This window comes from Amycolatopsis sp. NPDC051106 (genome assembly GCF_040682775.1).
Lineage (GTDB): Bacteria > Actinomycetota > Actinomycetes > Mycobacteriales > Pseudonocardiaceae > Amycolatopsis.
In genome coordinates, this window is sequence record NZ_JBFBBQ010000025.1 from 11,687 (window position 1) to 36,142 (window position 24,456).

The window sequence follows — 24,456 nt, forward strand, 5'->3', positions numbered from 1 at the left end:
CGCGCCGCGGGCACCCGCACCGAGGGGCGGTTACCGCCGCAAGTCGCTGTTGACGTGCGGTCGGCGTGGCCGTTAACGAGCCGCTAACGCGCCGGAGATCATCACGACGTGCCCGGAACCTAGTTTCTGTCAAGCGATCGAAACCAGGTCAGGAGCGCCCATGTCCCCACCCGACGAACTCACCGCCTTCGGTTACCGCCAGGAGCTTCGCCGGTCGCTGGGCGGGTTTTCCGCCTTCGCCGCCGGGTTTTCGTTCGTCTCGATCCTCACGACCGTCTTCCAGCTCTTCGGCTTCGGCTACACCTTCGGCGGCCCGCTCTTCTTCTGGACGTGGCCGGTCGTGCTCGCGGGTCAGCTGCTCGTGGCCCTGACCTTCGCCGAGCTCGCCGCGCGCTTCCCGCTCGCCGGATCCGTGTACCAGTGGGCGAAACAGCTCACCCGGGGCTTCCTCGGCTGGCTCGCCGGCTGGATGATGCTGCTCGGCTGCGTCGTCGCGCTCGCGGCCGCGGCGATCGCGCTGCAGATCGTGCTGCCCTCGGTGTGGGACGGCTTCCAGCTCGTCGGCGGCGACCCCGCGGTGACGTCGCCGTCGGGCGCGGCCAACGCCGTCCTGCTCGGCACCGCGCTGCTCGTCTTCACCACCGCGGTCAACGCCGGCGGCGTGCGGCTGATCGCGCGGATCAACGACGTCGGCGTCGCGGCCGAACTGCTCGGCGTCGTCGTCCTCGTCGCCGGGCTCGCCCTGTTCGCGGTCCGCGGGCCGCAGGTGGTGCTGCACGACGCTCCCGGCACGAGCGCCGGGCTCGGCGGCGTGCTCGCCTCGGCGCTCATGGCGGCGTACGTCCTCTACGGCTTCGACACCGCCGCCTCGGTCGCGGAGGAGACGAAGAACGCGCGAAGGGCCGCTCCGCGCGCGGTGCTGCGCGCGGTGCTCGTGTCCGGGATCGGCGGGCTGGCCGTCGTGCTCACCGCGCTGATGGCGGCGCCGAGCCTCACCGACGGGCAGCTCGCCGGCCGCGGCCTGCCGTACGTGATCACCGCCGTCTTCGGCGACACCCTCGGCCGGGTCTTCCTCGCCGACGTCGCAATCGCCGTGGTCGTCTGCACCCTCACCATCCAGACCGGCACCGTCCGGCTGATCTACGCGATGGCCCGCGACGGCGCGCTCCCCGCGGCCACCCGACTTTCGTCGGTGAGTTCGCGCACGGGCACCCCGGTCGCGCCCGCCCTGGTGTCCGGCGGGCTCGCGATCGGGCTGCTGCTGCTCAACTTCGGCAACCCGACGCTGTTCAGCACGATCACCGGGACGTCGGTGGTGGTCGTCTACCTGGCGTACCTGCTGGTCACCGGACCCTTGCTGGTGAACCGGCTGCGCGGGCGCTTCCTCGCCGAGCCCGGGTTGTTCTCCCTCGGCCGCTGGGCTGTTCCGGTGAACGGAGCGGCCGTCCTCTACGGCGCCGCCATGATCGTGAACATCGCTTGGCCGCGCGCGGAGATCTACGACGTGACCGGTTCGGGCGCCCCCTGGATGCTCTTGTTCCCGATAGAGTTCGTCGGCGGCGCACTGCTGCTCGGCTGGCTCTGCCGGCCGCGCCCGCGTCCCGCCCCCGCCCTCGAACCCGCGCTCGAGAGAGGACGTCCATGAGCACCACCGCCACCACCCACGGCGCCCGCGACCACGCCCGCGCCCAGGCCGGCACCGTGGTCGAAACGATGCCGTCGATCCCGGCGAGCACGTGGCCGGCACCACCGCCCGACGTCGCGCCCGACGCGCTGACCTGGGCCGAAACGGTGGCCGGGGGCGGCTACACGCACAAGGTGCTCGCCCGGGGCACGCGGCTGCGGCTGACCGACGTCGACGGCGACGCCTGCGCGCACCTGCTGCTGTTCAACGCCGATCAGCCGTGGGAACGGCTGAACGTCGCGGACACGGTGAAGGTGCAGTGGAACGCCTACCTCGGCGCGAAGGTGGCGCTGCTGTCGGACCAGGCGCGGGTGCTCGCGACGATCGTCGCGGACTCGAGCGGACGGCACGACGCCCTCTGCGGGACGTCCACAGTGGACGGCAACACCGAGCGCTACGGCGACGGTGCCCCGCAGGGCCCCTCCCCCGCCGGGCTGCCGCTGTTCACCTTGGCGGCGGCCAAGAACGGCCTCGAGCCACGGGACCTGCCGCCGAGCCTGTCGTTCTTCCAGGGCGTGCGCGTCCAGCCCGGCGGCGGCCTGGACTTCACCGGGTCCGCGGGCGCGGGCCGGGCCGTCGAGCTCCGGATCGAGATCCCGGCGATCGTGCTCATCGCCAACGTCGCCCACCCGGTCGACCCACGGCCGGACTACACCGTGACGAACCTCGAAGTGCTCGCCTGGCGCGCCACCCCGTCCACTCCGGACAGTCCGGAGTGGACGCACTCGCCGGAGGCACAGCGGGCCTTCGAGAACACCGCCGACTACCTCACCGCCCGGGGGATCGCATGAGCACGGCGTACCAGTCGCAGCTGCAGTCGACGTTCGACGTCCCGGCGCGGGCACCGTTCTCCACCGTGCTGAAGCGGGGCAGCGAGCTGGCGATCATCGACCTCGGTGGCAACCAGGCCGTCGACTTCCTCTGCTACGACGCGAACGACACGGCCAAGCGCTACAGCGCGGCGGCGACGATCGCCGCGCAACGGAACATCTTCCTGACCACGGGCAGCGTCCTGCGCACGCAGGAGGGCGCGCCGCTGCTGACCGTCGTCGCCGACACGTGCGGGCGCCACGACACGCTCGGCGGCGCGTGCAGCAAGGAGTCCAACAGCCTCCGCTACGGCCAGCACACCCGCTTCCAGCACGCCTGCGTCGAGAACTTCCTCAGCGAAGGCGCGAAGTGGGGGCTGGGCAAGCGCGATCTGGTCAGCAACGTCAACTGGTACATGAACGTGCCGGTCGAAGAGGACGGCACCCTCGGCATCGTCGACGGGATCTCCGCGCCCGGCCTCGAGGTCCGGCTGCGCGCCGAAACCGACGTCCTCGTGCTCGTGTCGAACTGCCCGCAGATCAACAACCCCTGCAACGGGTTCGACCCGACGCCGGTCCGCATGGTCGTGACGTCCTCCGGAGGCGGCGAGTGAGGCTGCTCGTCGCCAACCGCGGCGAGATCGCCGTCCGGATCCTGCGCACCGCCCGGGAGCTGGGCCTCGAGACCGTCGCCGTGTACTCCGACGCCGACCACCTCGCCCCGCACGTGCGGCTCGCCGACCGGGCCGTGCGGCTCGGCCCGGCACCCGCCGCGGAAAGCTACCTGCGGGCCGGCGCGATCGTCGAGGCCGCGCTCGCCACCAGCTGCGACGCGGTCCACCCCGGTTACGGGTTCCTGTCCGAGGACGCGGCGTTCGCGCGAGCGTGCGAGGACGCCGGGCTCGCGTTCGCCGGGCCCTCGCCCGGGCACCTGGAGGTGTTCGGCAGCAAGCACACCGCGCGCGAGGCGGCGATCGCGGCCGGGGTGCCGCTGCTGGCCGGCACCGGCCTGCTGTCCGATGTGGACGAGGCACTGGCGCGCGCGGAGGACATCGGCTACCCGGTGATGCTCAAGGCGACCGGGGGCGGCGGCGGGATCGGCATGCGCGCCTGCGCGGCCCCCGGGGAGCTGCGCGAGGCGTGGGACAGCGTCCGCAGCGTCGCGGCCAAGAGCTTCGCGAACACCGGGGTGTTCCTGGAGCGGCTGGTGCGCCGCGCCCGCCACGTCGAGGTCCAGGTGTTCGGCGACGGCTTCGGCGAGGTCCTCGCGCTGGGCACCCGCGACTGTTCCCTGCAGCGGCGCAACCAGAAGGTCGTCGAGGAGTGCCCGGCGCCGGACCTGCCGGACGCGATCCGGAAGCAGCTCGTCGACTCGGCCGTCGCGCTGTGCTCGTCGGTGCGCTACCGCTCGGCGGGCACGGTCGAGTACGTCTACGACCCCGAGCGCGAAGAGGCCGCGTTCCTCGAGGTCAACACCCGGCTGCAGGTCGAGCACCCGGTCACCGAGGCGGTCTACGGCGTCGACCTCGTCGCCTGGATGCTCCGGCTCGCGCAGGGCGACCGCGCGATGTTCCGCGCGGTGCCGGTCGCGCGCGGGCACGCCGTGGAAGCGCGGGTGTACGCCGAAGACCCCAGTGCCGGGCACCGGCCGAGCGCGGGGCTCGTCACGCGGGTCACCCTGCCCCCGGCTGCGCGCGTGGACACCTGGGTCGAACCGGGCACGTCCGTGACGACCCACTACGACCCGTTGCTGGCCAAGGTGATCTGCACCGGCACCGACCGCGACGACGCACTTGCGCACCTGCGGGAGGCGCTCGCCGTGACCCGGGTCGACGGTGTGCGCACCAACCTCGGGCAGCTGCGGGCGGCGGCCGCCGCCGCGGCGTTCGGCGTGGCCGCCCACGACACGTCCACTTTGGACGCAATCGAAGACGCCGAACCCCGCGTCGACGTCGTGCGCGGCGGGACGATGACGACCGTGCAGGACTGGCCGGGCCGCACCGGCTTCTGGCACGTCGGGGTGCCGCCGAGCGGGCCGATGGACGACCGCTCGCTGCGGCTGGGCAACCTCGCGCTCGGCAACCCCGAAGGCGCGCCCGGCCTGGAGTGCACCGTGGACGGCGTGACGCTGCGGTTCTCCCACGCCACACAGGTGTGCGTCACCGGCGCGCCGGCGACGGTCCTCGTCGACGGCACCGACGTTCCCTCGTGGACACCGGTCGAGGTGCCCGCCGGGGCCACCCTCGACGTCCGCGCGTGCACCGCCGGGCTGCGCAGCTACGTGCTCGTCCGCGGCGGCGTCGACGTCCCGGCGTTCCTCGGCAGCGCGGCGACGTTCACCCTGGGCAAGTTCGGCGGGCACGGCGGCCGCGCGCTGGCCGTGGGCGACGTCCTGCGCACCGGACCCGCCCCCGCGGACCCGGTGCTCGGCCCGGTCGGCGACCGTCCGGACTTCGGGTCGCACTGGACGATCGGCGCGCTCGAAGGACCGCACGCGGCGCCGGAGTTCTTCACCCCCGAAGACGTCGACACGTTCTACGCCACCGACTGGCAGGTGCACTTCAACTCCGCCCGCACCGGCGTCCGGCTCGTCGGGCCGCGGCCGCGGTGGGCCCGGGCCGACGGCGGCGAGGCGGGCCTGCACCCGTCGAACATCCACGACACGCCGTACGCGATCGGCGCCGTCGACTACACCGGTGACCTGCCGATCCTGCTCGGCCCGGACGGGCCGAGCCTGGGCGGGTTCGTCTGCCCGGCGACGGTCGCCACCGGCGAACGGTGGAAGCTCGGGCAGCTGCGCCCGGGCGACACCGTGCGGTTCGTGCCGATCGACCCCGACCACGCCGCGACGCTGCGGCGGCGGCCGGCCACCGTCGTGACGTCCACCAGGAACGCCCGGCACGACGGCGGTGTCCTGGGACGGCAAGCGTCCGAGGGCGACGAGCCGTCCGTCACCTACCGGCGCGGCGGGGACGACAACCTGCTCGTCGAATACGGCGAGATGAAGCTCGACCTGGCCCTGCGGATGCGGGTGCACGCGCTCGGAGAACGGCTCGCGGCCGAGGGCATGCCGGGGATCGTCGACCTCACCCCGGGCATCCGGTCGCTGCAGGTGCACGTCGACCCGGACGCGCTGCCGGTCGGCAAGGCGCTCGGCCTGGTCCGGGAGCTGGAGCGCGACCTGCCGCCGACGCACGCCCTCGAAGTGCCGAGCCGCAGCGTCCGGCTGCCGCTGTCGTGGGACGACCCGGCGACGCGCGAGGCGATCGAGCGGTACATGACCGGGGTGCGCGACGACGCGCCGTGGTGCCCGTGGAACATCGAGTTCATCCGGCGGGTCAACGGACTGTCCAGTGTGGACGACGTCTACCGGACGGTGTTCGACGCGGAGTACCTGGTGCTCGGCCTCGGCGACGTCTACCTGGGCGCGCCGGTGGCGACGCCGCTGGACCCGCGCCACCGGCTGGTGACGACGAAGTACAACCCGGCCCGGACGTGGACCGCGGAGAACTCCGTCGGCATCGGCGGCGCGTACCTCTGCATCTACGGCATGGAGGGGCCCGGCGGTTACCAGTTCGTCGGCCGGACCGTGCAGGTGTGGAACAGCTGGCACGGCGGGGAACAGCCGTGGTGCCTGCGGTTCTTCGACCGGATCTCCTGGTACCCCGTGTCCGCGGACGAACTGCTCGACCTGCGGGCGCAGAGCGCGTCCGGGCGGCTGGCCCTCGACACCACCGACGGCACCTTCAAGCTGGCCGAGTACCAGCGGTTCCTCGCCGACAACGCGGAGGGCATCGCCGGGTTCCGGGCGACGCAGGCGGCGGCGTTCGAGGCGGAACGGCGCGCGTGGGCCGCGGCGGGCGAGTTCGACCCGAAGCCGGAACCGGTGGCGAGGCCGCCGAAGCGGGTCGAGGCGCCGCCGGGTGGTCACGTCGTCGAGGCGCCGTTCGCGGCGACGGTGTGGCGGGTGGACGTCACGGCGGGCGAGCGCGTGGAGGACACGCAGTCGCTGGTGACCTTGGAAGCGATGAAGACGGAGGCGCGGATCCCCGCGCCGGCGAGCGGTGAGGTGGTCGAGGTGCTGGTGTCCCCCGGTGATCAGGTCGCCCCCGGCACGCCGCTGGTGGTGCTCGGATGAGCGTCCTGGAACGAGTTCATGCCGCGTACCGGCGGATCGAGCAGGTGGACCGGCCGGAGATCTGGATCGACCTGCGGCCGGAGGCCGAGGTGCTGGCCGAGGCCGCCGCGCTGGAAGAGCGTGGACTGCCGCTCTACGGCAAGCTCGTCGCGGTCAAGGGCAACATCGACGTCGCGGGGTTGCCGACCACGGCGGGCTGCCCGGCTTACGCGTACAAGCCCGAGGCGGACGCGCCGGTCGTCGCGCGGCTGCGGGCGGCCGGGGCGCTGGTGCTCGGCACGACCAACCTCGACCAGTTCGCGACCGGGCTGGTCGGGACGCGCAGCCCGTACGGGGCGGTGCGCAACGCCGTGGACCCGGCCTTTGTGTCGGGCGGCTCCAGCTCGGGTTCGGCGGTGGCCGTGGCGCTGGGCATCGTCGACCTGGCGCTGGGCACCGACACCGCGGGTTCCGGGCGGGTGCCCGCGGCGTACAACGGGATCGTCGGGCTCAAGCCGACGCCCGGGCTGTTGCCGACCGAGGGCGTCGTGCCCGCCTGCGCGAGCATCGACTGCGTGTCGCTGTTCGCGCGGACGGTGGAGGAGGCGTCGTTCGCCCTGACCTGCCTGGCCGAGCCCGCACAGGTCCACCCGGGACGGTTCCGGATCGGCGTCCCGGCCGAGCTGGGCCCCTTGGCCGATGGCTGGGCGGAGGCGTTCGAGGCCACGGTCGCGGAGTACGCCGCGGCCGGCGCCGAAGTGACCACTGTGGACATGTCGGCTTTCCTGGAAGCGGCGCAGCTGCTGTACGGCGGCGCGTTCGTCGCCGAGCGGTACACCGCCGTCGGTGAGTTCCTGGAGCGGCACCCGGACGACTGCGACCCGGTGGTGCACGGCATCATCACCGGCGCCCGCGACATCCCGGCGCACCGGCTGTTCGCCGATCGGCGGACCGTGGCCCGGCTGCGCGCCGAGGCCCTCGCGGTCCTGGCCGGCGTCGACGCGCTCCTGACCCCGACGACGACCGAGCACCCTGCTCTCACTGAGGTAGCGGCCGACCCGGTCGCGGTCAACGCGCGACTGGGCCGGTTCACCAATTCCACCAACCTGTTCGGGCTGTCGGCACTGGCGGTCCCGGCAGGCACGGTGGCCGGGCGCCCGTTCGGCGTGATGCTGGTGGGTGCTCCGCACGACGACCTGAAACTGGCGGCGCTGGCAAGCCTTCGCGGCGAGCGGATCCCGATTGTGGTGGTCGGCGCGCACCTGCGTGGTCAGCCGCTGAACCACGAGCTGACCTCCCGCGGCGGCCGGTTCGTCTCTTCGGTTTCCACGGCGGCGTCCTACCGGCTGTACGCGCTGGACACGGTGCCGCCGAAGCCGGGTCTGGTGCGGGTCGCGTCCGGCGGCGTCGCGATCGCGGCGGAGGTGTGGGATCTGCCGGTGCGCGGCTTCGGGGAGTTCGTGTCCCGGATCCCGGCCCCGCTGGCGATCGGGAAGGTGGAGCTGGCCGACGGCTCGTCAGTGTCCGGCTTCCTGTGCGAACCCGCGGCCACGGAGGGAGCGGAAGACATCTCGGCGAAGGGCGGCTGGCTGGCCCACCTCGGCGTCCGGTAAACGGGTTGCGCCGCCGGTCCACACTGAAGTGGTGAAAGTTCTTGCGTGCGGCCATCTCGCTCCGGCCGCCGGGGCGCGCGTCTGCGCCCACCTCACCACCGACAACGGACCCGCGTGCTTCCGCGTGCTCACCGGGATCAAGACCGACTTCGACCTGCGGTGCCCGGACTGCGCCGATGCCGAGGCACCGGAACTGCTCGACGCCTGCGTCGGCTGCTTCGACCGCGCCGAGCGCCTGGCGCACCTCGGCTTGCGCGGCTCGCCCGAGGTTCTGCTGCGGGACCGGGAGCACGCCGGAATCTGGACGACGCGTCCCTGCTCGATAACGCCGCTGAACGACCGGTGCCTCGTGCCGGTGCCGGACGGCTGGCTCGCGCTCACCGAAGCGGGTTTCGTCCGGATCGACCACGAGGACCAGTGGCTTCTCGGGCCGGTCGTGCTCCCCGAGGAGCGTGACGTCGAGCGGAACGACGGGCCGGACCGACCTCGCGGCCCCGTGCTGCACGCTTCGCGCGACGGGCGGTTCGCGGCGATCGTCTCGGACTACGGGCAGTACGGCACCGTCGTAGACCTGGCGGAGTGGGTCACCGTGCTCGACCTCGACCGGGACTGGGACGACAACGAGTGGACCCGCTTCCCGTTCGCCTTCCTCGACGGGGACAGGTTCGTCGCGGCCACCGACTCGAACCGGCTCGACGTCTTCGACGCGGCCACCGGCCGCCTGCTGACCGAGCGCCCCACCACCCGCGAGGACAATCCCGAGCACTACCTCGACTACTACTTCGGTGCCCTGCTACCCAGCCCGTCCGGCCGTGCGCTGCTCACCGACGGCTGGGCCTGGCACCCGGTGGGCATCCCGCTGATCATCGACTGCGCGGCGTGGCTCGCGGGCGACCGGCACGCCCCCGAACACGGACGCCACCTCGCCGATCGCGGCGACACCTGGGACACCCCGATCGCCTGGCTCGACGAAAACACCGTGGCCCTGCAAAGTGCCGACCCGCCCGTCTGCGGCATCGAGCTGCGCGACGCCGCGACCGGGCGCCAGACCGGATCCTTCACCGGCCCGAAGGGGCGGATGTGGGCCCACGACGGCCTGCTGTACGTCGCCGCCGAAGCCGGGCTCGAGGTCTGGGACCCGGCCGAAGGCGCCCGTGTCGGCATCGCCTCCGGGTTCCACCCCATCGCCCACCACGACGGCGCGTTCGCCGAACTCCGTAACGATCAGCTGAGGATCTGGGCCGCCGTCGGATAACAACGCTCATTCCGGGGCAGGAGTCCGCCGATGACCTCGGTGAGACCCCGGAGGCGGCCATGACCACGGCGACGAAATCCCCCCAGACCACGCTCGTCCACTCGTACCTGTTCCTGCGACGCGCCATCGGGCTGATCGGCCTCGCGCTGCCGTTCGTGCTCATCCTCGGCAAGCAGCTCGTGCAGGGCGGCGACCTCATCGGCTCGCTCAGCGGGTACTACTACACCGACCTGCGTGACGTCCTGGTCGGCGCGATGTGCGCGGCCGGAGTGTTCCTGCTCGCCTACTACGGCCACGACTACGTCGACAACGTCGCGAGCACCGTCGCCGGGCTCGGGGCGATCGGGCTCGCGCTGTTCCCGACCACCCCCGACCACGACGTGTCGGCTTGGGACCGGACCTCCGGGGTCCTGCACCTCGCCTTCGCGGCCGTGTTCTTCCTCTCCCTCGCCTACTTCTGCCTGCGGCTGTTCCCGCACGACGGCGAGCAGTCCCCGGGCACGAGCGTCGTCTACCGCGTCTGCGGCGGCGCGATCCTCGCCTGCCTGGTGCTCATCGCGCTGACGAGCTACCTCCGGCTCGTGCCGGAGCTGCACCCGGCGTTGTGGCTGGAGGCCGTCGCCGTGGAGGCGTTCGGCGTCGCGTGGCTGGTGAAGGGACGGACGATGGAGCCCAAGAGTGTGCCGTAGCCCACTCGACCGGGCCACACCACTGGTTACCGGCGGGTAACAAGGGCTATCGTGCGGCTATCACCGTCTACTTCATGGAGCATTCGTGGCCGCACCAGCAACGCCGCTCGCGCCGACCGCGCGGGGCGTGCGCACCGTCGCCTTCGTCGAGGGGGTACGGACCCCCTTCGGCAAGGCCGGCGACAAGGGCATCTACGCCGGGACCCGCGCCGACGACCTCGTCGTCAACGCCATCCGTGAGCTGCTGCGGCGGCACCCGGAGCTGCCGCCCGAGCGCGTCGACGAGGTGGCCATCGCCGCCACCACCCAGATCGGCGACCAGGGCCTGACCATCGGCCGCACCGCCGCGCTGCTCGCCGGGCTGCCGAAGTCGGTCCCCGGCTTCGCCATCGACCGGATGTGCGCCGGCGCGATGACCGCCGTCACGACCACCGCGTCCGGCATCGGTTTCGGCGCCTACGACATCGCCATCGCCGGCGGCGTCGAGCACATGGGCCGCCACCCGATGGGCGAGGGCGTCGACCCGAACCCGCGGATCATCGCCGACAAGCTCGTCGACCCGACCGCGCTCGTCATGGGCCAGACCGCCGAGAACCTGCACGACCGGTTCCCCGCGATCACCAAGCTGCGCACCGACACCTACGCCGCGCGCAGCCAGGAGAAGTACGCCGAAGCCGTCAAGACCGGCAAGATCGGCCCCGAGCTGGTCCCCGTCGCCACCCGGTCGAAGGAACTCGGCTGGGGTCTCGCGACCGAGGACGAGCCGCCGCGGCCCGGCACCACGCTGGAAACCCTCGCGAACCTGAAGACGCCGTTCCGCCCGCACGGCCGGATCACCGCGGGCAACGCGGCCGGCCTCAACGACGGCGCCACCGCCTCGATCCTGGCCGACGAGGACACCGCCCGCGAGCTGGGCCTGCCCGTCGCCATGCGGCTGGTCGGCTACTCCTTCGCCGGCGTCGAGCCGGAGGTCATGGGCATCGGCCCGGTGCCGGCCACCGAGAAGCTGTTCAAGCGCACCGGCCTGTCCATCGACGACATCGGCCTGTTCGAGATCAACGAGGCCTTCGCCGTGCAGGTGCTGGCCTTCCTCGACCACTTCGGCATCGCCGACGACGACCCGCGCGTCAACCAGTGGGGCGGCGCGATCGCGTGCGGGCACCCGCTGGCCTCGTCCGGCGTCCGGCTCATGACGCAGCTGGCCCGCCAGTTCGCCGAGCGGCCCGACGTCCGGTACGGCATGACGACGATGTGCATCGGCATCGGCATGGGCGGCACCGTGATCTGGGAGAACCCGGCGTTCGAGGGGGCCAAGTAATGACGTTCACCGCTGAAGAAGCGAAGGCCGCCTTCCCCGACGAGGTCGTCACGCACGCCGTGACGCGGCTGGTGAAGGTGCCCGGGCTCGAGAAGCCCGTCGCGCTCATCACGCTCGACAACGGCCACGACCACACCCGGCCCAACACGTTCGGCCCCCAGGGACTCGTTTCCCTGAACGCGGCTGTCGACAAAGCGTTCGAGGCCGAGCCGGCCGCGATCGCCGTCACCGGCAAGCCGTTCATCTTCGCCGTCGGCGCGGACCTGTCCGGCGTCGAGTCCGTGAGCGACCCGAAGCTGGCGCGCGAAATCGCCCAGACCGGCCACGACGTGTTCCGCCGCCTCACCGAGACGAAGATCCCGACGTTCGGGTTCATCAACGGCGCGGTCATGGGCGGCGGGCTCGAGCTCGCGCTGTCCTGCCACTACCGGACGCTCTCCGAGAACACCGCCGCGATCGCGTTCCCCGAGGTCTTCCTCGGCCTGTTCCCGGGCTGGGGCGGCACGCAGCTGCTGCCGAACCTCATCGGCGCGGACGCCGCCGTCACGGTGATCATCGAGAACGCCCTGGCGCAGAACAAGATGCTCAACGTCAAGCAGACGGCCGAGCTCGGCATCGTCGACGCGGTCTTCGGCTCCGCCGACTACCTCGAGCAGTCGTTGCTGTGGCTGGCCAAGGTCGTCAACGGCGAGATCGTCCCGGAGCGCCGCGAGATCGACCGCGGATCGGGCTGGGACGCCGCCGTCGCCCGCGCCAAGTCCATTGTGGACGGGCGCACGCACGGTGCGTCGCCGGGCGCCACCAAGGCCGTCGAGCTGCTGGAGCTGGCCCGCGAGAACGATCTCGACCGGGGTTACGCGGCCGAGACCGACGGCCTCGCCGAGTTGCTCATGTCCGACGTCCTGCGCGCCGGGCTGTACTCGTTCAACCTGGTCAACAAGCGCGCCAAGCGCCCGGCCGGCGCGCCGGACAAGTCCCTGGCACGCAAGGTGAACAAGGTCGGCATCGTCGGCGCCGGCCTGATGGCCAGCCAGCTCGCGCTGCTGTTCGTGCGCCGCCTCAAGGTGCCGGTCGTGCTGACCGACGTCGACCAGGAGCGCGTCGACAAGGGCGTCGGCTACGTCCACGCCGAGATCGACAAGCTCCTGGCCAAGAAGCGCGTCTCCCCGGACGGCGCCAACCGGCTCAAGGCGCTGGTCTCCGGCTCGCTCGACAAGGCCGCGTTCGCCGACGCCGACTTCGTCATCGAGGCCGTCTTCGAGGAGCTGGGCGTCAAGCAGCAGGTGTTCGCCGAGCTGGAGCAGCACGTCAAGCCCGAGGCGATCCTCGCGACGAACACCTCGTCGCTGTCGATCACCGCGATGGCGTCGAAGCTGCAGCACCCCGAGCGGGTGGTCGGCTTCCACTTCTTCAACCCGGTCGCCGTGCTGCCGCTGCTGGAGATCGTCCGCGGCGAGCAGACCGACGACGCGTCCCTGGCGACGGCGTTCTCGGTCGGCAAGCAGCTGAAGAAGTCCAGCGTGCTGGTGAAGGACGCGTCGGCGTTCGTCGTCAACCGGCTTCTGCTGCGCTTCCTCGGCGAAGTGCTGGTCACCGTCGACGAAGGCACGCCGTTCGAGGTCGCCGACCGGGCGCTCGAGCCGCTCGGCCTGCCGATGACCCCGCTGACGCTGATGCAGCTCGTCGGCCCGGCCATCGCGCTGCACGTCGGCGAGACGCTGCACGAGGCGTTCCCGGACCGGTTCACCGTGTCCGAGAACCTCGCGAAGTTCGTCAAGGCGGGCAAGAAGGGCGTCTGGGTCTGGGATTCCCAGGGCAACCAGTCGCCCGACCCCGAGGTCGTCGAGCTGTGGACGCAGGGCGACCGGCCGTCCACTTCGGAGCAGGTGCGTGAGCGCGCGCTCGCGGCGATCGCCGAGGAGATCCGGATCATGCTCGACGAGGGCGTGGTCGCGGAGGCGCAGGACATCGACCTGTGCCTGCTCCTCGGCGCGGGCTGGCCGTTCTGGAACGGCGGCATCACGCCGTACCTGGACCGCTCCGGTGTGTCCGAGCGGGTGAACGGCAAGCCGTTCCTCGCTCCGGGCGTGGCTTCGGTCCCGGCTTCCTAGTATTCGCCCTCACGAGGGCACTTCGGCGGTGGCGCGGTGAGTTCCAGCTGCGCCGCCGCCCGGTCGGAGTCGATGACCGTCACCCGCTCGGCGGTCCGGTAGCGGGCGTGCAGGTCCTGCGCCCAGGCCGTCAGGTCGGTGCCGGGGACGGCGAGCAGGGAGATCGACGGCGGGTCCACGAAGACCCGCCGGGCCGCGGGGTCGTCGCGGAAGGACGGCACGGCCGCCTGCATCTCGGCATCGGTCGGGAAGACCACGACGACCGCCGCGCACAGCGTGTGCCCGGACAGGGGTGCCGGGTTCGTATCCACCGGCAGGTCGGGTGGGCGCTTCAGGGCCGCGACGCCGAAGGCCAGCCCCACGCCGGCCGCCAGGGCCAGCGCGAAGACCGGGGCCACGACGCGGACCAGCGGCTTGTCTTCCACACCGACGATCACAGCACATCCCGGCTCCGGGGACACCGGTCGCGGCAGACTGCTCAGCGGACGGGGAGGTGGACCGTCACGCCGAGACCGCCGCCCACGATCGGTTCCGCCGCCACGCTTCCGCCGTGGGCCGCCACCGCCGCGCGGACGATCGAGAGCCCCAGGCCCGCGCCGGACCGGGCCGTGCGGGCCACCCCCGCCCGGCGGAACGGCTCGAACAGCTCCGCCACCGTCGCCGGGTCCACCAGGCCCCCGGACGAGCGCACCCGCAGCACCGACCACTGCGGGCCCGGCTGCGTCACGACCTCCAGCCAGCCGCCCTCGACGTTGTGGCGGACCGCGTTCTCCAGCAGGTTGCCCGCGATCCGCTCCAGCAGCGCCGGGTCGCCGAACGCCGGCGCCGGTACCACCGCGAACGTCGCCCGGATCCCGCGCTGCTCGGCTTCCGTGCGGGCCGCACGCCAGGCTCGGTCGACGACCGCCGCCAGGTCGACGGGCTCGCGCACCCCGAGCCCGGCGCCGTCGGTGCGGGCCAGCAGCAGCAGCGAGTTCACCAGCTGCCCGGCGCGCTCGGTCGCGTCGCGGACCACCCCGCCCATCCGGCGCAGCTCGGCTTCGTCGGCGTCGTCGTCGGACAAGGTGACGTCGAGCTCCGTGCGGATCACCGCCAGCGGCGTCCGCAGCTCGTGGCTCGCGTTCGCGACGAAGTGGCGCTGCGCGTCGAACGCGGACTGGAGCCGGTCGAGCATGTCGTCGAACGTGCCGGCCAGCTCGGCCAGCTCGTCGTGCGAGCGCACCTCGCCGATCCGCTCGCCCAGCGACTCGACCGACAGCCGCCGTGCGGTACCGGTGATCTCGCGCAGCGGCAGCAGCACGCGCGAGGTGAACGTCCAGGCGAGGATCGCCGCGGCCGCCACCACCAGCAGGAACGCGATCGACCCGAACAGCAGCATGCGGTTGCGGGCGTGCACGCGCAGGTGCTCGGCGAGGGTCGACGCGTCGACCTGGACGCCGTCGACGACGACCACGCTGCCCGGCGGCATCTGCGGGACGTTGTCGAGCGAGTCCCGGACCAGCGTCCAGGCCAGCCAGAGCAGCAGCAGGCTGACGGCGGCGACCAGCACGGTCGCCAGCAGGGTGATCCGGGCGCGGAGGCTGCGGGTGCCCGGCAGGTTCACGCGCGCGGCGCGCCGGGCTCCGGCACCCGGTACCCGGAGCCGACGACGGTCTCGATGATCCCCGGCTCGCCGAGCTTCTTGCGCAGCGTCATGACGGTGACCCGGACGGTCGTGGTGAACGGGTCGGCGTTCTCGTCCCAAACGCGTTCGAGCAGCTCTTCGCTGCTGACGACCGAACCGGCGGCCGACAGCAGCACTTCGAGGACGCCGAACTCCTTGCGCGTCAGCTCGACCGGCCCGCTCGCGCGCCGGACGGTGCGCTTGGCCGGGTCCAGCTCGACGTCACCCGCGGTCAGCAGCGGCGGCGCGGCCGGGGTGGCCCGGCGGCCCAGCGCCCGCACCCGGGCGACCAGCTCGGGGAAGGCGAAGGGTTTGGCGAGGTAGTCGTCGGCGCCGAGCGACAGCCCGTCGACGCGGTCGGACACCGAGCTGCTCGCGGTCAGCATCAGCACCCGGGTCAGCTCCCCGGACGCGACGATCTCGCGGCACAGCTCGTCCCCGGACATCCCGGGCAGGTCCCGGTCCAGCAACACGACGTCGTACCGCGTGACGGCGGCCTTTTCGTGCCCGTCGTCACCCGTGAGCGCGACGTCCACCGCCATGCCCTCGCGGCGCAAGCCACGGGCGATCGCGTCGGCCAGGGGTTCTTCGTCCTCTACTACCAAAACTCGCACGGCTCCACAATTCCATATTTTCCTGAGAGTGCCCTTTAAGGACGATGTGCGTCGGGTGTGGCCCACCGGAGGGCGAACCACAACCGCATGCGGACCTCCGGGTCCGCCAGGTCCACGTCCAGGGCCTTCTCCACCTGGGCGATCCGGTGCCGGACGCTGTTGCGGTGCACGCCCAGCTCCGCGGCCGTCGGTTCCCAGCCGCCGTGGTGGGCCAGCCACGTCCGCAGCGTCAGCACCAAGGACCGGTCCCCCGCCTGGTCGAGCGCGACCAACGGCTCCAGGGCCTTCGAAGCGAACCCGCGGGAAGCGTCCGGGGCCACCAGCGAGTCGAAGTCCAGCGGCGAGCTCCCGGCCACCACTGGGCGCCCCAGTGCCCGGGCCCGCGCGAGCAGCAGGTCGACTTCGCCCTCGGACAGCTGTCCGGCCGGCGCCGGGGAGCCCGCCGCCACCAGCCAGCCGTGGTCGCGCAAGCCCTCCAGCACCGCGAGCGGCGGCGCGGAGCCCGCGATCGCCACGAACCGGCCGGACCGCACCGAAACCAGCGGGGTGTCCAGCCGCGCCCGCAGCCAGTCCGGGCGCTGGGCCACCTCGTCCGGGCCACGCCGGTACGCCGTCCCGCCGACCAGCCGGACCACCTCCGAGCCCAGCAGCGACCGGGCGACCTCCCCGGGCGCCGTCCGGCCCAGCAGCAGCCCGGTGGCCGCCGCGCCCAGCTCGGCCGTGTCCGAGCCCGCGCGGCCGACCAGGCCGAGCAAGGCCGCGCCGACGGCGAGGATCGCCCGGTCGGCCCCTTCGAGCCGGCGGGACCGGCCGACGACCACCAGGTGCGACGCCGTCGCCTGCGGGTACACCGGCTGGACGACGACGAACCCGCCGTCGAGCTCGGTCGTCGCGCTCCGGATCCCGCTGCCCGCGCGCACGGTCGCCATCAGCTCCCGCACCTGCGGCGGCAGCGGCGTGGGTGCGTCGTGCGCCGAAGCCAGCACGTCCCCGGCGCCGACCAGGGCGACCCAGGACCCCAGCACCGCCGCCAGCGACGACGTCAGCTCGCCGAGCCCGCCACTCGCGGCGCGGGTCAGCGTCTCGCGCGCCGCGGTGATCCGCCGCTGGTCACGCTGCCCGGCCTCGGTCAGCGCGACGGAGACCGCCCGGTTGACCGCCAGGAACGGCGTGCGCGACGGCACCACCAGCAGCGGCAGCCCGCGGCGCGCGCAGGCCCGGCGCAGGGACTCCGGCAACGTCTCGTGCACCGTCGGGGTGAGGCCGAAGCCCAGCGCCGTCACCCCGGCGTCCCGCAGGCCGCGCACGTACCGGTCGAGCTGCCCGGGCAGGTTGACACCAGCCGTGAGGATCAGCTCGCCGCCCACCAGGTACGGCGCCGGGTCCTGCAGCTCGCTGACGTGGGCCCAGCGCACGGGGAGGTCCAGCGCGCCCGGGCGCAACGTCTCGGGGACGACCTCCAGCGCGAGCTCCCGGTTGCCGACCACGTCCCGTAACGGGACATTCACCTCCGTGGACAAGAACTCCGGGATTTGGGCCATTTCATCCTCGACTTCGGCGACATTGGGATGAAGCATCCCATGCCGCTGGGGTGTCAGCCGAACCTACGGTGGCCCGAAACGACGTGAGGAGGACACCGTGACCGGGGACTACGCCGTGATCGCGTTGTACATCGCGGGGATGCTCGGGGTCGGCTGGTACGGCCTGCGGCTCGCGAAGACCAAGTCCGACTACCTCGTTGCCGGGCGCCGGCTGGGCTGGTTCATGTACTCCGGCACGATGTCGGCCGTCGTCCTCGGCGGCGCCTCCACCGTCGGTGGCGTGAAGCTCGGCTACACCTACGGCATCTCGGGCATGTGGCTGGTCGTCAGCATCGGCGTCGGCATCCTGGTGCTGCACGCGCTGTTCGCGCGGCGGCTGGTGCGGCTGAAGGTCTACACCGTCGGCGAGATGCTGGACCTGCGCTACGGCGGCCGCACCAGCGCGGTGTCCGGCGTCGTCATGTGGGGCTACACGCTCATGCTCACGGTGACCTCGACGCTGGCGTTCGCGACCATCTTCAAGGTGCTCTTCGACCTGCCGAACTGGGCCGGCATCGCGATCGGCGGGTCGATCGTGGTCCTCTACTCGGTGCTCGGCGGCATGTGGTCGATCACGCTGACCGACATCGCCCAGTTCGTCATCAAGACCATCGGCATCCTGGCGATCCTGCTGCCGGTCGCGATCAGCTCGGCCGGCGGCTTCTCCGGCATGAGCGAAAAGCTCGACGCGAGCTTCTTCAGCTTCACCTCGATCGGCACCGACACGATCATCACCTACTTCGTGATCTACACCTTCGGACTGCTGATCGGCCAGGACATCTGGCAGCGCGTGTTCACCGCCCGCACCCCGGCGATCGCGACGTCCGGCGGCATCACCTCCGGCGTCTACTGCCTGGTCTACGGCCTGGCCGGCGCCCTGATCGGCACGGCGGCGCACACGCTGTACCCGGATCTCGCCAGCGCGCAGGACGCCTTCGCGACGATCGTCGAGCGCCTGCTGCCGACCGGGGTCCGCGGCCTGGTGCTGGCCGCCGCGCTCTCGGCGATGATGTCGACCGCGAGCGGCGCGCTCATCGCCTGCTCCACCACCACGACGTCGGACCTGCTCACCAAGATCGGCCTGAAGAAGGGCGGCGAGGTCCGCCGCAACCGGATCGCCACGCTGGTGCTCGGGCTGATCGCGATCGGCATCGCGATGGTCGTCGACGACGTCGTCAACGCCCTGACCATCGCCTACGACATCCTGGTCGGCGGCTTGCTCGTCGCGATCGTCGGCGCGCTGTTCTGGAAGCGCGGCACGCGGCAGGGCGCGTACGCGTCGATGGTCGCCGGCACGGTGTCCGTGATCGCCTTCATGATCATCGACGGCGTCGCCGCCAACACCCCGATCTACTGGGGCCTCGGCGCGAGCCTGGTCGTCTACCTGGCGGTCAGCTTCGCCACGCCCCGCACGGCCGACTCGGTTCTTTCCCTTTGGACCCGCCGCCTCAACGGCGAAGACACCACCACCGAGACCCGGGAACAGGAGCCCACCAGTGCCTAACATCGGACCCCTCGACTCGTCGCGCGTCCCCCGGTTCGCCGGCTTCGCGACCTTCGCGCGACTGCCGCGGATCGACCAGGTCGAGCGCGCCGACATCGCCGTCGTCGGGGTGCCCTTCGACTCCGGCGTGTCCTACCGGCCCGGCGCGCGGTTCGGCCCGGCGGCGGTGCGCGAGGCGAGCCGGCTGCTGCGGCCGTACCACCCGGAGCTGGACGTCTCGCCGTTCGCCGATAAGCAGGTCGTCGACGCCGGCGACATCGCGGTGAACCCGTTCAACATCGGCGAAGCGATCGAAACGCTGCAGCAGGAAGCCGAAGCGCTGCAAGCGAACGGGACGCGGCTGGTGACGGTCGGCGGCGACCACACCATCGCCCTGCCGCTGCTGCGGGCCGCAGCGAAGCAGCACGGGCCCGTCGCCCTGCTGCACTTCGACGCGCACCTCGACACCTGGGACACCTACTTCGGCGAGCCGTACACCCACGGCACCCCGTTCCGGCGGGCGTCCGAAGAAGGCATCCTCGACACGAGCGCGCTGTCGCACGTCGGCACGCGCGGGCCGCTGTACGGCAAGCGGGACCTCGAAGAAGACCGCCGGCTCGGCTTCGGCATCGTCACCTCCGGCGACGTGCTGCGCCGCGGCGTCGCCGAGACCGTCGACGCGCTGCGGCAGCGCATCGGCGACCGGCCGCTCTACGTCTCGGTCGACATCGACGTGCTCGACCCGGCCCACGCGCCCGGCACCGGCACGCCCGAGGCGGGCGGGATGACCAGCCGCGAGCTCCTCGAGATCCTGCGCGGGCTGCGTGATCTCAACCTGGTCGGGGCGGACGTCGTCGAACTGGCTCCCGCTTACGATCACGCCGAGATCACGGCCATCGCGGCCTCCCACGTCGCCTACGACCTGGTGAGCCTGCTGTCCTTGGGAAAGAGCGCATGACCGATACCGAACGCATCGGCGGCGATGTCGTCGTCGAAACCCTTCGCGCGCTGGGCGCCGACACCGTGTTCGGCCTGCCGGGCCAGCACGCGCTGGGCCTGTTCGAAGCGCTGCGGCGCGCCGGCGACCTGCGGGTGATCAGCGGACGCGTCGAGAACAACCTCGCCTTCGCCGCCGACGGGCACGCCCGCGCGCGGCTCGCGGCGAACCCCGACGGCCCGGTGCCGGTCACGCCGCTGATCGTCTCCACCGGCCCGGGTGCGCTGCTGACGTTGGCTTCCCTGCAGGAATCCCGGGCCGCGTCGGTGCCGGTGCTCGGGATCTCCAGCCAGGTCCCGGTCGCCGGGCTGGGCGGCGGGCGGCACGGCTACCTGCACGAACTGCCCGACCAGCAGGCGAGCTTCCGGGACGTCGTCAAGTCGGTGCACGTCGTACGCCGCGCCAGCCAGATCCCGACCGCGCTGCGCGAGGCGTGGACGTCGGCCGCGACCGCGCCGTACGGCCCGGTGTGGGTCGAGATCCCGCAGGACGTGCTGCTCGGCCCGGCCGGGCTCCCGCCGATCACGTCGGTGTCGGCCACTCCCCCGCCCCTGGAACCGCTGCCCGAACTGGTCACCGCGGCCGCCGATCTGCTGGCCGCGGCGTCGAATCCGGTGATCCTGGCGGGCGGCGGAGCGTTGCGGTCCGGCTCGCACGCCGAGCTGACGGCGCTGGCCGAGGCGGTGCGCGCCCCGGTGATCTCGACCTTCGGCGGCAAGGGCGTCTTCGGCTGGGACCACGAGCTGTCCGGGCGGTCCTGGATGGAGGACTGGCACACCACGGAGTTCCTCGCCGGCGCCGACGTGCTGCTCGTGCTCGGCTCCGGCCTCGGCGAGCTGTCCAGCAACTACCGCGAGTTCGCCCCGCGCGGCCGGGTGATCCAGGTCGAGGCCGACCTGGGCAAGCTGGAGTCGAACTACCCGGGGCTCGGTATCCACGCCGACGTGAAGCTGACCTTGCAGGCGCTGCTGGAGTGGGTGCCGATGCGGGCGTCCGACGGCCGGGCCGAGAAGGCGGTTTCCGGGCTGCTCGCGCGCGTCGAGTCCCGGTTGGACGGTCAGCACCTGGCCGTCGAGCGCAAGCTGATCGACGACATCCGCGCGGCGCTCCCCGGCGGCACCCAGACGTTCTGGGACATGACGATCGCCGCGTACTGGGCCTGGTCGGCGTGGAACCCCGAAGGCGCGCCGATCCACACCGCCCAGGGCGCGGGTGGCCTGGGCTACGGCCTGCCGGGCGCGCTCGGCGGCGCGGCCGCCGGCGCGCCCACGCTGGCCGTGTCCGGCGACGGCGGCGCGATGTACGGCGTCGCCGAGCTGGCGACCGCGGTGCAGCACGGCCTCGACGTCACGTGGCTGGTCGTCGACGACGGCGGCTACGGCGTCCTGCGCGAGTACCTGACCGACGCGTTCGGCCACACCACGGCCACCGAGCTGACCCGGCCCGACTTCGTGGCTTTGGCTTCGTCCTTCGGCGTATCCGCCAAGCTGTCCTCTTCGGACACCGTCGGCGCGGACCTCGCCGAAGCGCTGCGCACGCCCGGGCCGTCCGTGGTCGTCCTCCCGGCCCTGCTGAAGCTGTTCGCGCCGACCCACCTGGAGCAGGCATGACCCGCACCCTCGAGCTGACCGACCCGGCGACCGGCGAGGTGTTCGGCACCAGTGTCATCGCTGAGCAATCCGATGTGGACCACGCGCTCGAATCCGCCGCGCAAGCGTTTGCGGGATGGCGTCGCAGCACCCCGGCGCAGCGGCAGCTGGCCCTGCTGAAGATCGCCGACACGCTGGAAGCGCGGGCCGCGGAGTTCGCCGACCTCGAAGTGCGCGAGACCGGCAAGATCCGGTCGGTCGTGCTGGAGGAGGAGATCCCGGAGTGCGTGAGCGCGCTGCGGTTCTTCGCCGGCGCCGCGCGGCAGCTGGAGGGCACGGCCGCCGGGGAGTACGCGCCGGGCCACACCTCGGTGGTCCGCCGCGAGCCGGTGGGCGTCTGCGCGCAGATCGCGCCGTGGAACTACCCGCTGATGATGGCGGTCTGGAAGATCGCACCGGCGCTGGCCGCGGGCAACACCGTGGTGCTCAAGCCGGCCGAGACGACGCCGTCGACCGCCGTGCTGCTGGCCGAGGTCGCGGCGGAGTTCCTGCCGGCGGGCGCGTTCACCGTGCTGACCGGCGACCGCGACACCGGCCGCGCGCTGGTGCGTCACCCGATCACGGACCTCGTCTCGATCACCGGGTCGACGCGGGCGGGCATCGACGTCGCCACCGTGGCGGCCGCCGACCTCAAGCGCACCCACCTGGAGCTGGGCGGCAACGCACCACTGCTGGTGTTCCCGGACGCCGGCCTCGCGGCGACGGCGGAAGGCATCGTGGGCGCGGCGTTCTACAACGCGGGCCAGGACTGCACCGCGGGCAGCCGGGTCCTGGTGCACGCGTCGATCCACGACGACTTCGTCGCTTCGCTGGCGAAGGCCGCGGCGGCGCGGACGCCCGGCGTCGACTTCGGGCCCTTGAACAGCGCGGCGCAGTTCTCGCGCGTCGAGGGCCTGATCTCGCGGCTGCCCTCGCACGCCCGCGTCGAAACCGGCGGGACGCGGTTCGGCGCTCGGGGCTTCTACTTCTCCCCCACGGTGATCTCCGGCCTGCACCAGGACGACGAGATCGTCCAGGAAGAGATCTTCGGACCGGTCATCACCGTCCAGTCCTTTTCGGACGAAGCCCAGGCGGTTTCGCTGGCCAACGGTGTCCCGTACGGGCTGGCGTCGTCGGTCTGGACGAACGACCTCGGCGTCGCCGCGCGGGTGTCGGCCGACCTCGACTTCGGCTGTGTGTGGGTGAACACGCACGGACCGCTGGTCGCCGAGATGCCGCACGGCGGGTTCGGCCACTCCGGTCACGGCAAGGACCTCTCGGGGTACGCCTTCGCCGAGTACACGCGGGTCAAGCACGTGATGACGAGGTTCGCATGAGCGAGAAGATCACGGAGGTCGAGCAGCACGGGATCGCGCCGATCCCGCCGGAGGAACAGACTTCGCGCCCGCGCGACCTGTTCCGGATGGCGTTCGGCGGCGCGAACACGTTCGCCACGATCATCCTCGGCACGTTGCCGATCGCGTACGGGCTGAGCTTCCGCGACGCGGCGCTGGCGACGGCGCTCGGGGTCGTCGTCGGCGGCCTGGTCCTGGCGCCGATGGCGTTGTTCGGACCGCGCACGCGGACCAACAACGCGGTGTCGTCCGGCGCGCACTTCGGCGTCGTCGGCCGGTGCGTCGGGTCGTTCCTGTCGCTGCTGACGGCGATCACGTTCTTCGCGATCTCGGTCTGGGTCAGCGGCGACGCCGTGGCCGGCGCGGCCCAGCGGCTCTTCGGCTTCGACGGCGGCGCTGCGCTGCGCGGAATCGCGTACGGCCTGATCGCGCTCGCGACGCTCGTCGTCTGCATCTACGGCTACCGGTTCATGCTGCTGGTCAACCGCGTCGCGGTGGTGCTCGGCACGCTGATCATGCTGCTGGGGATCGTGGCGTACGGCGGCTCGTTCGACCCGGGCTACGCGGGCACGGGGACGTACGCACTGGGCACGTTCTGGCCGACGTTCACCCTCGCGGCCCTGACGGCCCTGGCCAACCCGATCTCGTTCGGCGCGTTCCTCGGCGACTGGGCCCGCTACATCCCTGCCCGGTACAGCAAGCGTTCTCTCCTGGCGGCGCCGTTCCTGGCCCAGGTGGCGACCCTGCTGCCCTTCGGCTTCGGCATCGCGACGGCGACGCTGGTGGCGGACCCGGCCGACTACATCACCGGCCTGACGGCGGTTTCCCCGCTGTGGTACGCGATCCCGCTGATCGTGGTGGCGCTGATCGGCGGCCTGTCTACGGGCACGACGTCGTTGTACGGCACGGGCCTCGACTTCAGCTCGATCTTCCCGCGCCTGTCGCGGGTCCGGGCAACGCTCCTGATCGGGACGCTGAGCGTGGCGTTCATCTTCGTCGGCAACTTCGTGCTGGACATGGTGTCGAGCATCAACGCGTTCGCGACGCTGATCGTGCTGTGCACCTCACCGTGGATGGTGATCATGATGATCGGCTTCGTCCAGCGGCGCGGGTTCTACGACGTGGCGGACCTGCAGGTGTTCAACGAGGGCCGCCGAGGTGGCCGGTATTGGTTCGCCCGAGGGGTGAACTGGCGAGCGATGGCGGCCTGGATCCCGGCGACGACACTGGGACTGCTGTGCGCGAACACACCGATGATCGCGGGACCGCTGCGGGACATCGCGGGCGGCGTGGACATCAGCCTGCTGGTGACGTTGGTGACGGCGGCGGTGGCGTATCCGGTGCTGGTGAAGTTGTTCCCGGAACCGCCGGAAGTGTTCAGTTCCGTGCCCGCGCCTGCGGTGGTCGTCACCGTGCCCGCGGAGGCCTGACCGCAGAGAGCCCGCCGGGGGAGCCCCCGTTTTCCACTCTACCGGCGAGCACCGACAGTTTCGGGCGGCCGGCCCCGGCTCACGCAGTGAATGACTCATTCCTCTCGTCG

Annotated in this window: 18 protein-coding genes; 14 read left to right on the plus strand and 4 right to left on the minus strand. The window is 72.1% G+C overall.

Annotation, left to right across the window (positions count from 1 at the left end):
- Positions 1-160 precede the first annotated feature (160 nt).
- The 9 genes from AB0M83_RS20295 (at position 161) to AB0M83_RS20335 (ending at position 13,596) form a co-directional block, all read left to right on the plus strand.
- A complete protein-coding gene (locus AB0M83_RS20295; RefSeq protein WP_364519127.1) occupies positions 161-1,645 on the plus strand; it encodes an amino acid permease in 1,485 nt (494 codons plus the stop codon).
- Entirely contained in the window at positions 1,642-2,475 is an 834-nt protein-coding gene (locus tag AB0M83_RS20300; RefSeq protein ID WP_364519129.1) for an urea amidolyase associated protein UAAP1, read from the plus strand. Before AB0M83_RS20295 ends, AB0M83_RS20300 begins: the two co-directional genes overlap by 4 nt.
- Positions 2,472-3,107: an urea amidolyase associated protein UAAP2 gene (locus AB0M83_RS20305; protein ID WP_364519131.1), complete on the plus strand. Its 636-nt coding sequence runs from the start codon at positions 2,472-2,474 to the stop codon at positions 3,105-3,107. Before AB0M83_RS20300 ends, AB0M83_RS20305 begins: the two co-directional genes overlap by 4 nt.
- Entirely contained in the window at positions 3,104-6,631 is a 3,528-nt protein-coding gene (uca, locus tag AB0M83_RS20310) for an urea carboxylase (RefSeq protein WP_364519133.1), read from the plus strand. The genes AB0M83_RS20305 and uca overlap by 4 nt, the downstream gene beginning before the upstream one ends.
- Positions 6,628-8,223 carry an allophanate hydrolase gene (locus AB0M83_RS20315; protein ID WP_364519134.1) on the plus strand — a complete coding sequence of 532 codons (1,596 nt, stop codon included), beginning with the start codon at positions 6,628-6,630 and terminating at the stop codon, positions 8,221-8,223. The genes uca and AB0M83_RS20315 overlap by 4 nt, the downstream gene beginning before the upstream one ends.
- Positions 8,224-8,254: 31 nt before the next feature.
- Positions 8,255-9,478: a hypothetical protein gene (locus AB0M83_RS20320; RefSeq protein WP_364519136.1), complete on the plus strand. Its 1,224-nt coding sequence runs from the start codon at positions 8,255-8,257 to the stop codon at positions 9,476-9,478.
- Between the two features lie 59 nt (positions 9,479-9,537).
- Positions 9,538-10,167: a DUF998 domain-containing protein gene (locus AB0M83_RS20325; protein WP_364519138.1), complete on the plus strand. Its 630-nt coding sequence runs from the start codon at positions 9,538-9,540 to the stop codon at positions 10,165-10,167.
- 127 nt (positions 10,168-10,294) lie between these two features.
- The gene (locus AB0M83_RS20330; RefSeq protein WP_364519262.1) at positions 10,295-11,485 is read left to right on the plus strand and encodes a thiolase family protein; all 1,191 of its coding nucleotides are present in this window, start codon (positions 10,295-10,297) and stop codon (positions 11,483-11,485) included.
- Complete coding sequence (locus AB0M83_RS20335; protein WP_364519140.1) at positions 11,485-13,596, plus strand: 3-hydroxyacyl-CoA dehydrogenase NAD-binding domain-containing protein; 2,112 nt, start codon at positions 11,485-11,487, stop codon at positions 13,594-13,596. Before AB0M83_RS20330 ends, AB0M83_RS20335 begins: the two co-directional genes overlap by 1 nt.
- Here AB0M83_RS20335 and AB0M83_RS20340 read toward each other — a convergent pair.
- Genes AB0M83_RS20340 through AB0M83_RS20355 form a run of 4 tightly spaced genes read right to left on the minus strand, consistent with a single transcriptional unit; the run spans position 13,593 to position 17,381 of the window.
- Entirely contained in the window at positions 13,593-14,033 is a 441-nt protein-coding gene (locus AB0M83_RS20340) for a hypothetical protein (protein ID WP_364519142.1), read from the minus strand. The two genes, AB0M83_RS20335 and AB0M83_RS20340, sit on opposite strands and share 4 nt — an antisense overlap.
- A 41-nt stretch (positions 14,034-14,074) precedes the next feature.
- Positions 14,075-15,199, minus strand: coding sequence for a HAMP domain-containing sensor histidine kinase (locus tag AB0M83_RS20345; protein WP_364519144.1), 1,125 nt, complete (start codon positions 15,197-15,199; stop codon positions 14,075-14,077).
- Entirely contained in the window at positions 15,196-15,873 is a 678-nt protein-coding gene (locus AB0M83_RS20350) for a response regulator transcription factor (protein WP_169734892.1), read from the minus strand. Before AB0M83_RS20350 ends, AB0M83_RS20345 begins: the two co-directional genes overlap by 4 nt.
- A gap of 35 nt (positions 15,874-15,908) precedes the next feature.
- The gene (locus AB0M83_RS20355) at positions 15,909-17,381 is read right to left on the minus strand and encodes a PucR family transcriptional regulator (protein WP_364519146.1); all 1,473 of its coding nucleotides are present in this window, start codon (positions 17,379-17,381) and stop codon (positions 15,909-15,911) included.
- 130 nt (positions 17,382-17,511) lie between these two features.
- Here AB0M83_RS20355 and AB0M83_RS20360 point away from each other — a divergent pair, with 130 nt between their 5' ends.
- The 5 genes from AB0M83_RS20360 to AB0M83_RS20380 are packed head-to-tail and all read left to right on the plus strand — an operon-like array spanning position 17,512 to position 24,346.
- Entirely contained in the window at positions 17,512-18,957 is a 1,446-nt protein-coding gene (locus tag AB0M83_RS20360; RefSeq protein WP_364519148.1) for a sodium:solute symporter, read from the plus strand.
- A complete protein-coding gene (speB, locus tag AB0M83_RS20365; protein WP_364519150.1) occupies positions 18,950-19,894 on the plus strand; it encodes an agmatinase in 945 nt (314 codons plus the stop codon). The genes AB0M83_RS20360 and speB overlap by 8 nt, the downstream gene beginning before the upstream one ends.
- Positions 19,891-21,543 (plus strand): thiamine pyrophosphate-binding protein, encoded by a 1,653-nt coding sequence (locus AB0M83_RS20370; RefSeq protein WP_364519151.1) that lies wholly within the window; start codon positions 19,891-19,893, stop codon positions 21,541-21,543. Before speB ends, AB0M83_RS20370 begins: the two co-directional genes overlap by 4 nt.
- Entirely contained in the window at positions 21,540-22,898 is a 1,359-nt protein-coding gene (locus tag AB0M83_RS20375) for an aminobutyraldehyde dehydrogenase (RefSeq protein ID WP_364519153.1), read from the plus strand. The genes AB0M83_RS20370 and AB0M83_RS20375 overlap by 4 nt, the downstream gene beginning before the upstream one ends.
- Entirely contained in the window at positions 22,895-24,346 is a 1,452-nt protein-coding gene (locus tag AB0M83_RS20380; protein WP_364519155.1) for a cytosine permease, read from the plus strand. The genes AB0M83_RS20375 and AB0M83_RS20380 overlap by 4 nt, the downstream gene beginning before the upstream one ends.
- The last annotated feature ends 110 nt before the right edge of the window (positions 24,347-24,456 follow it).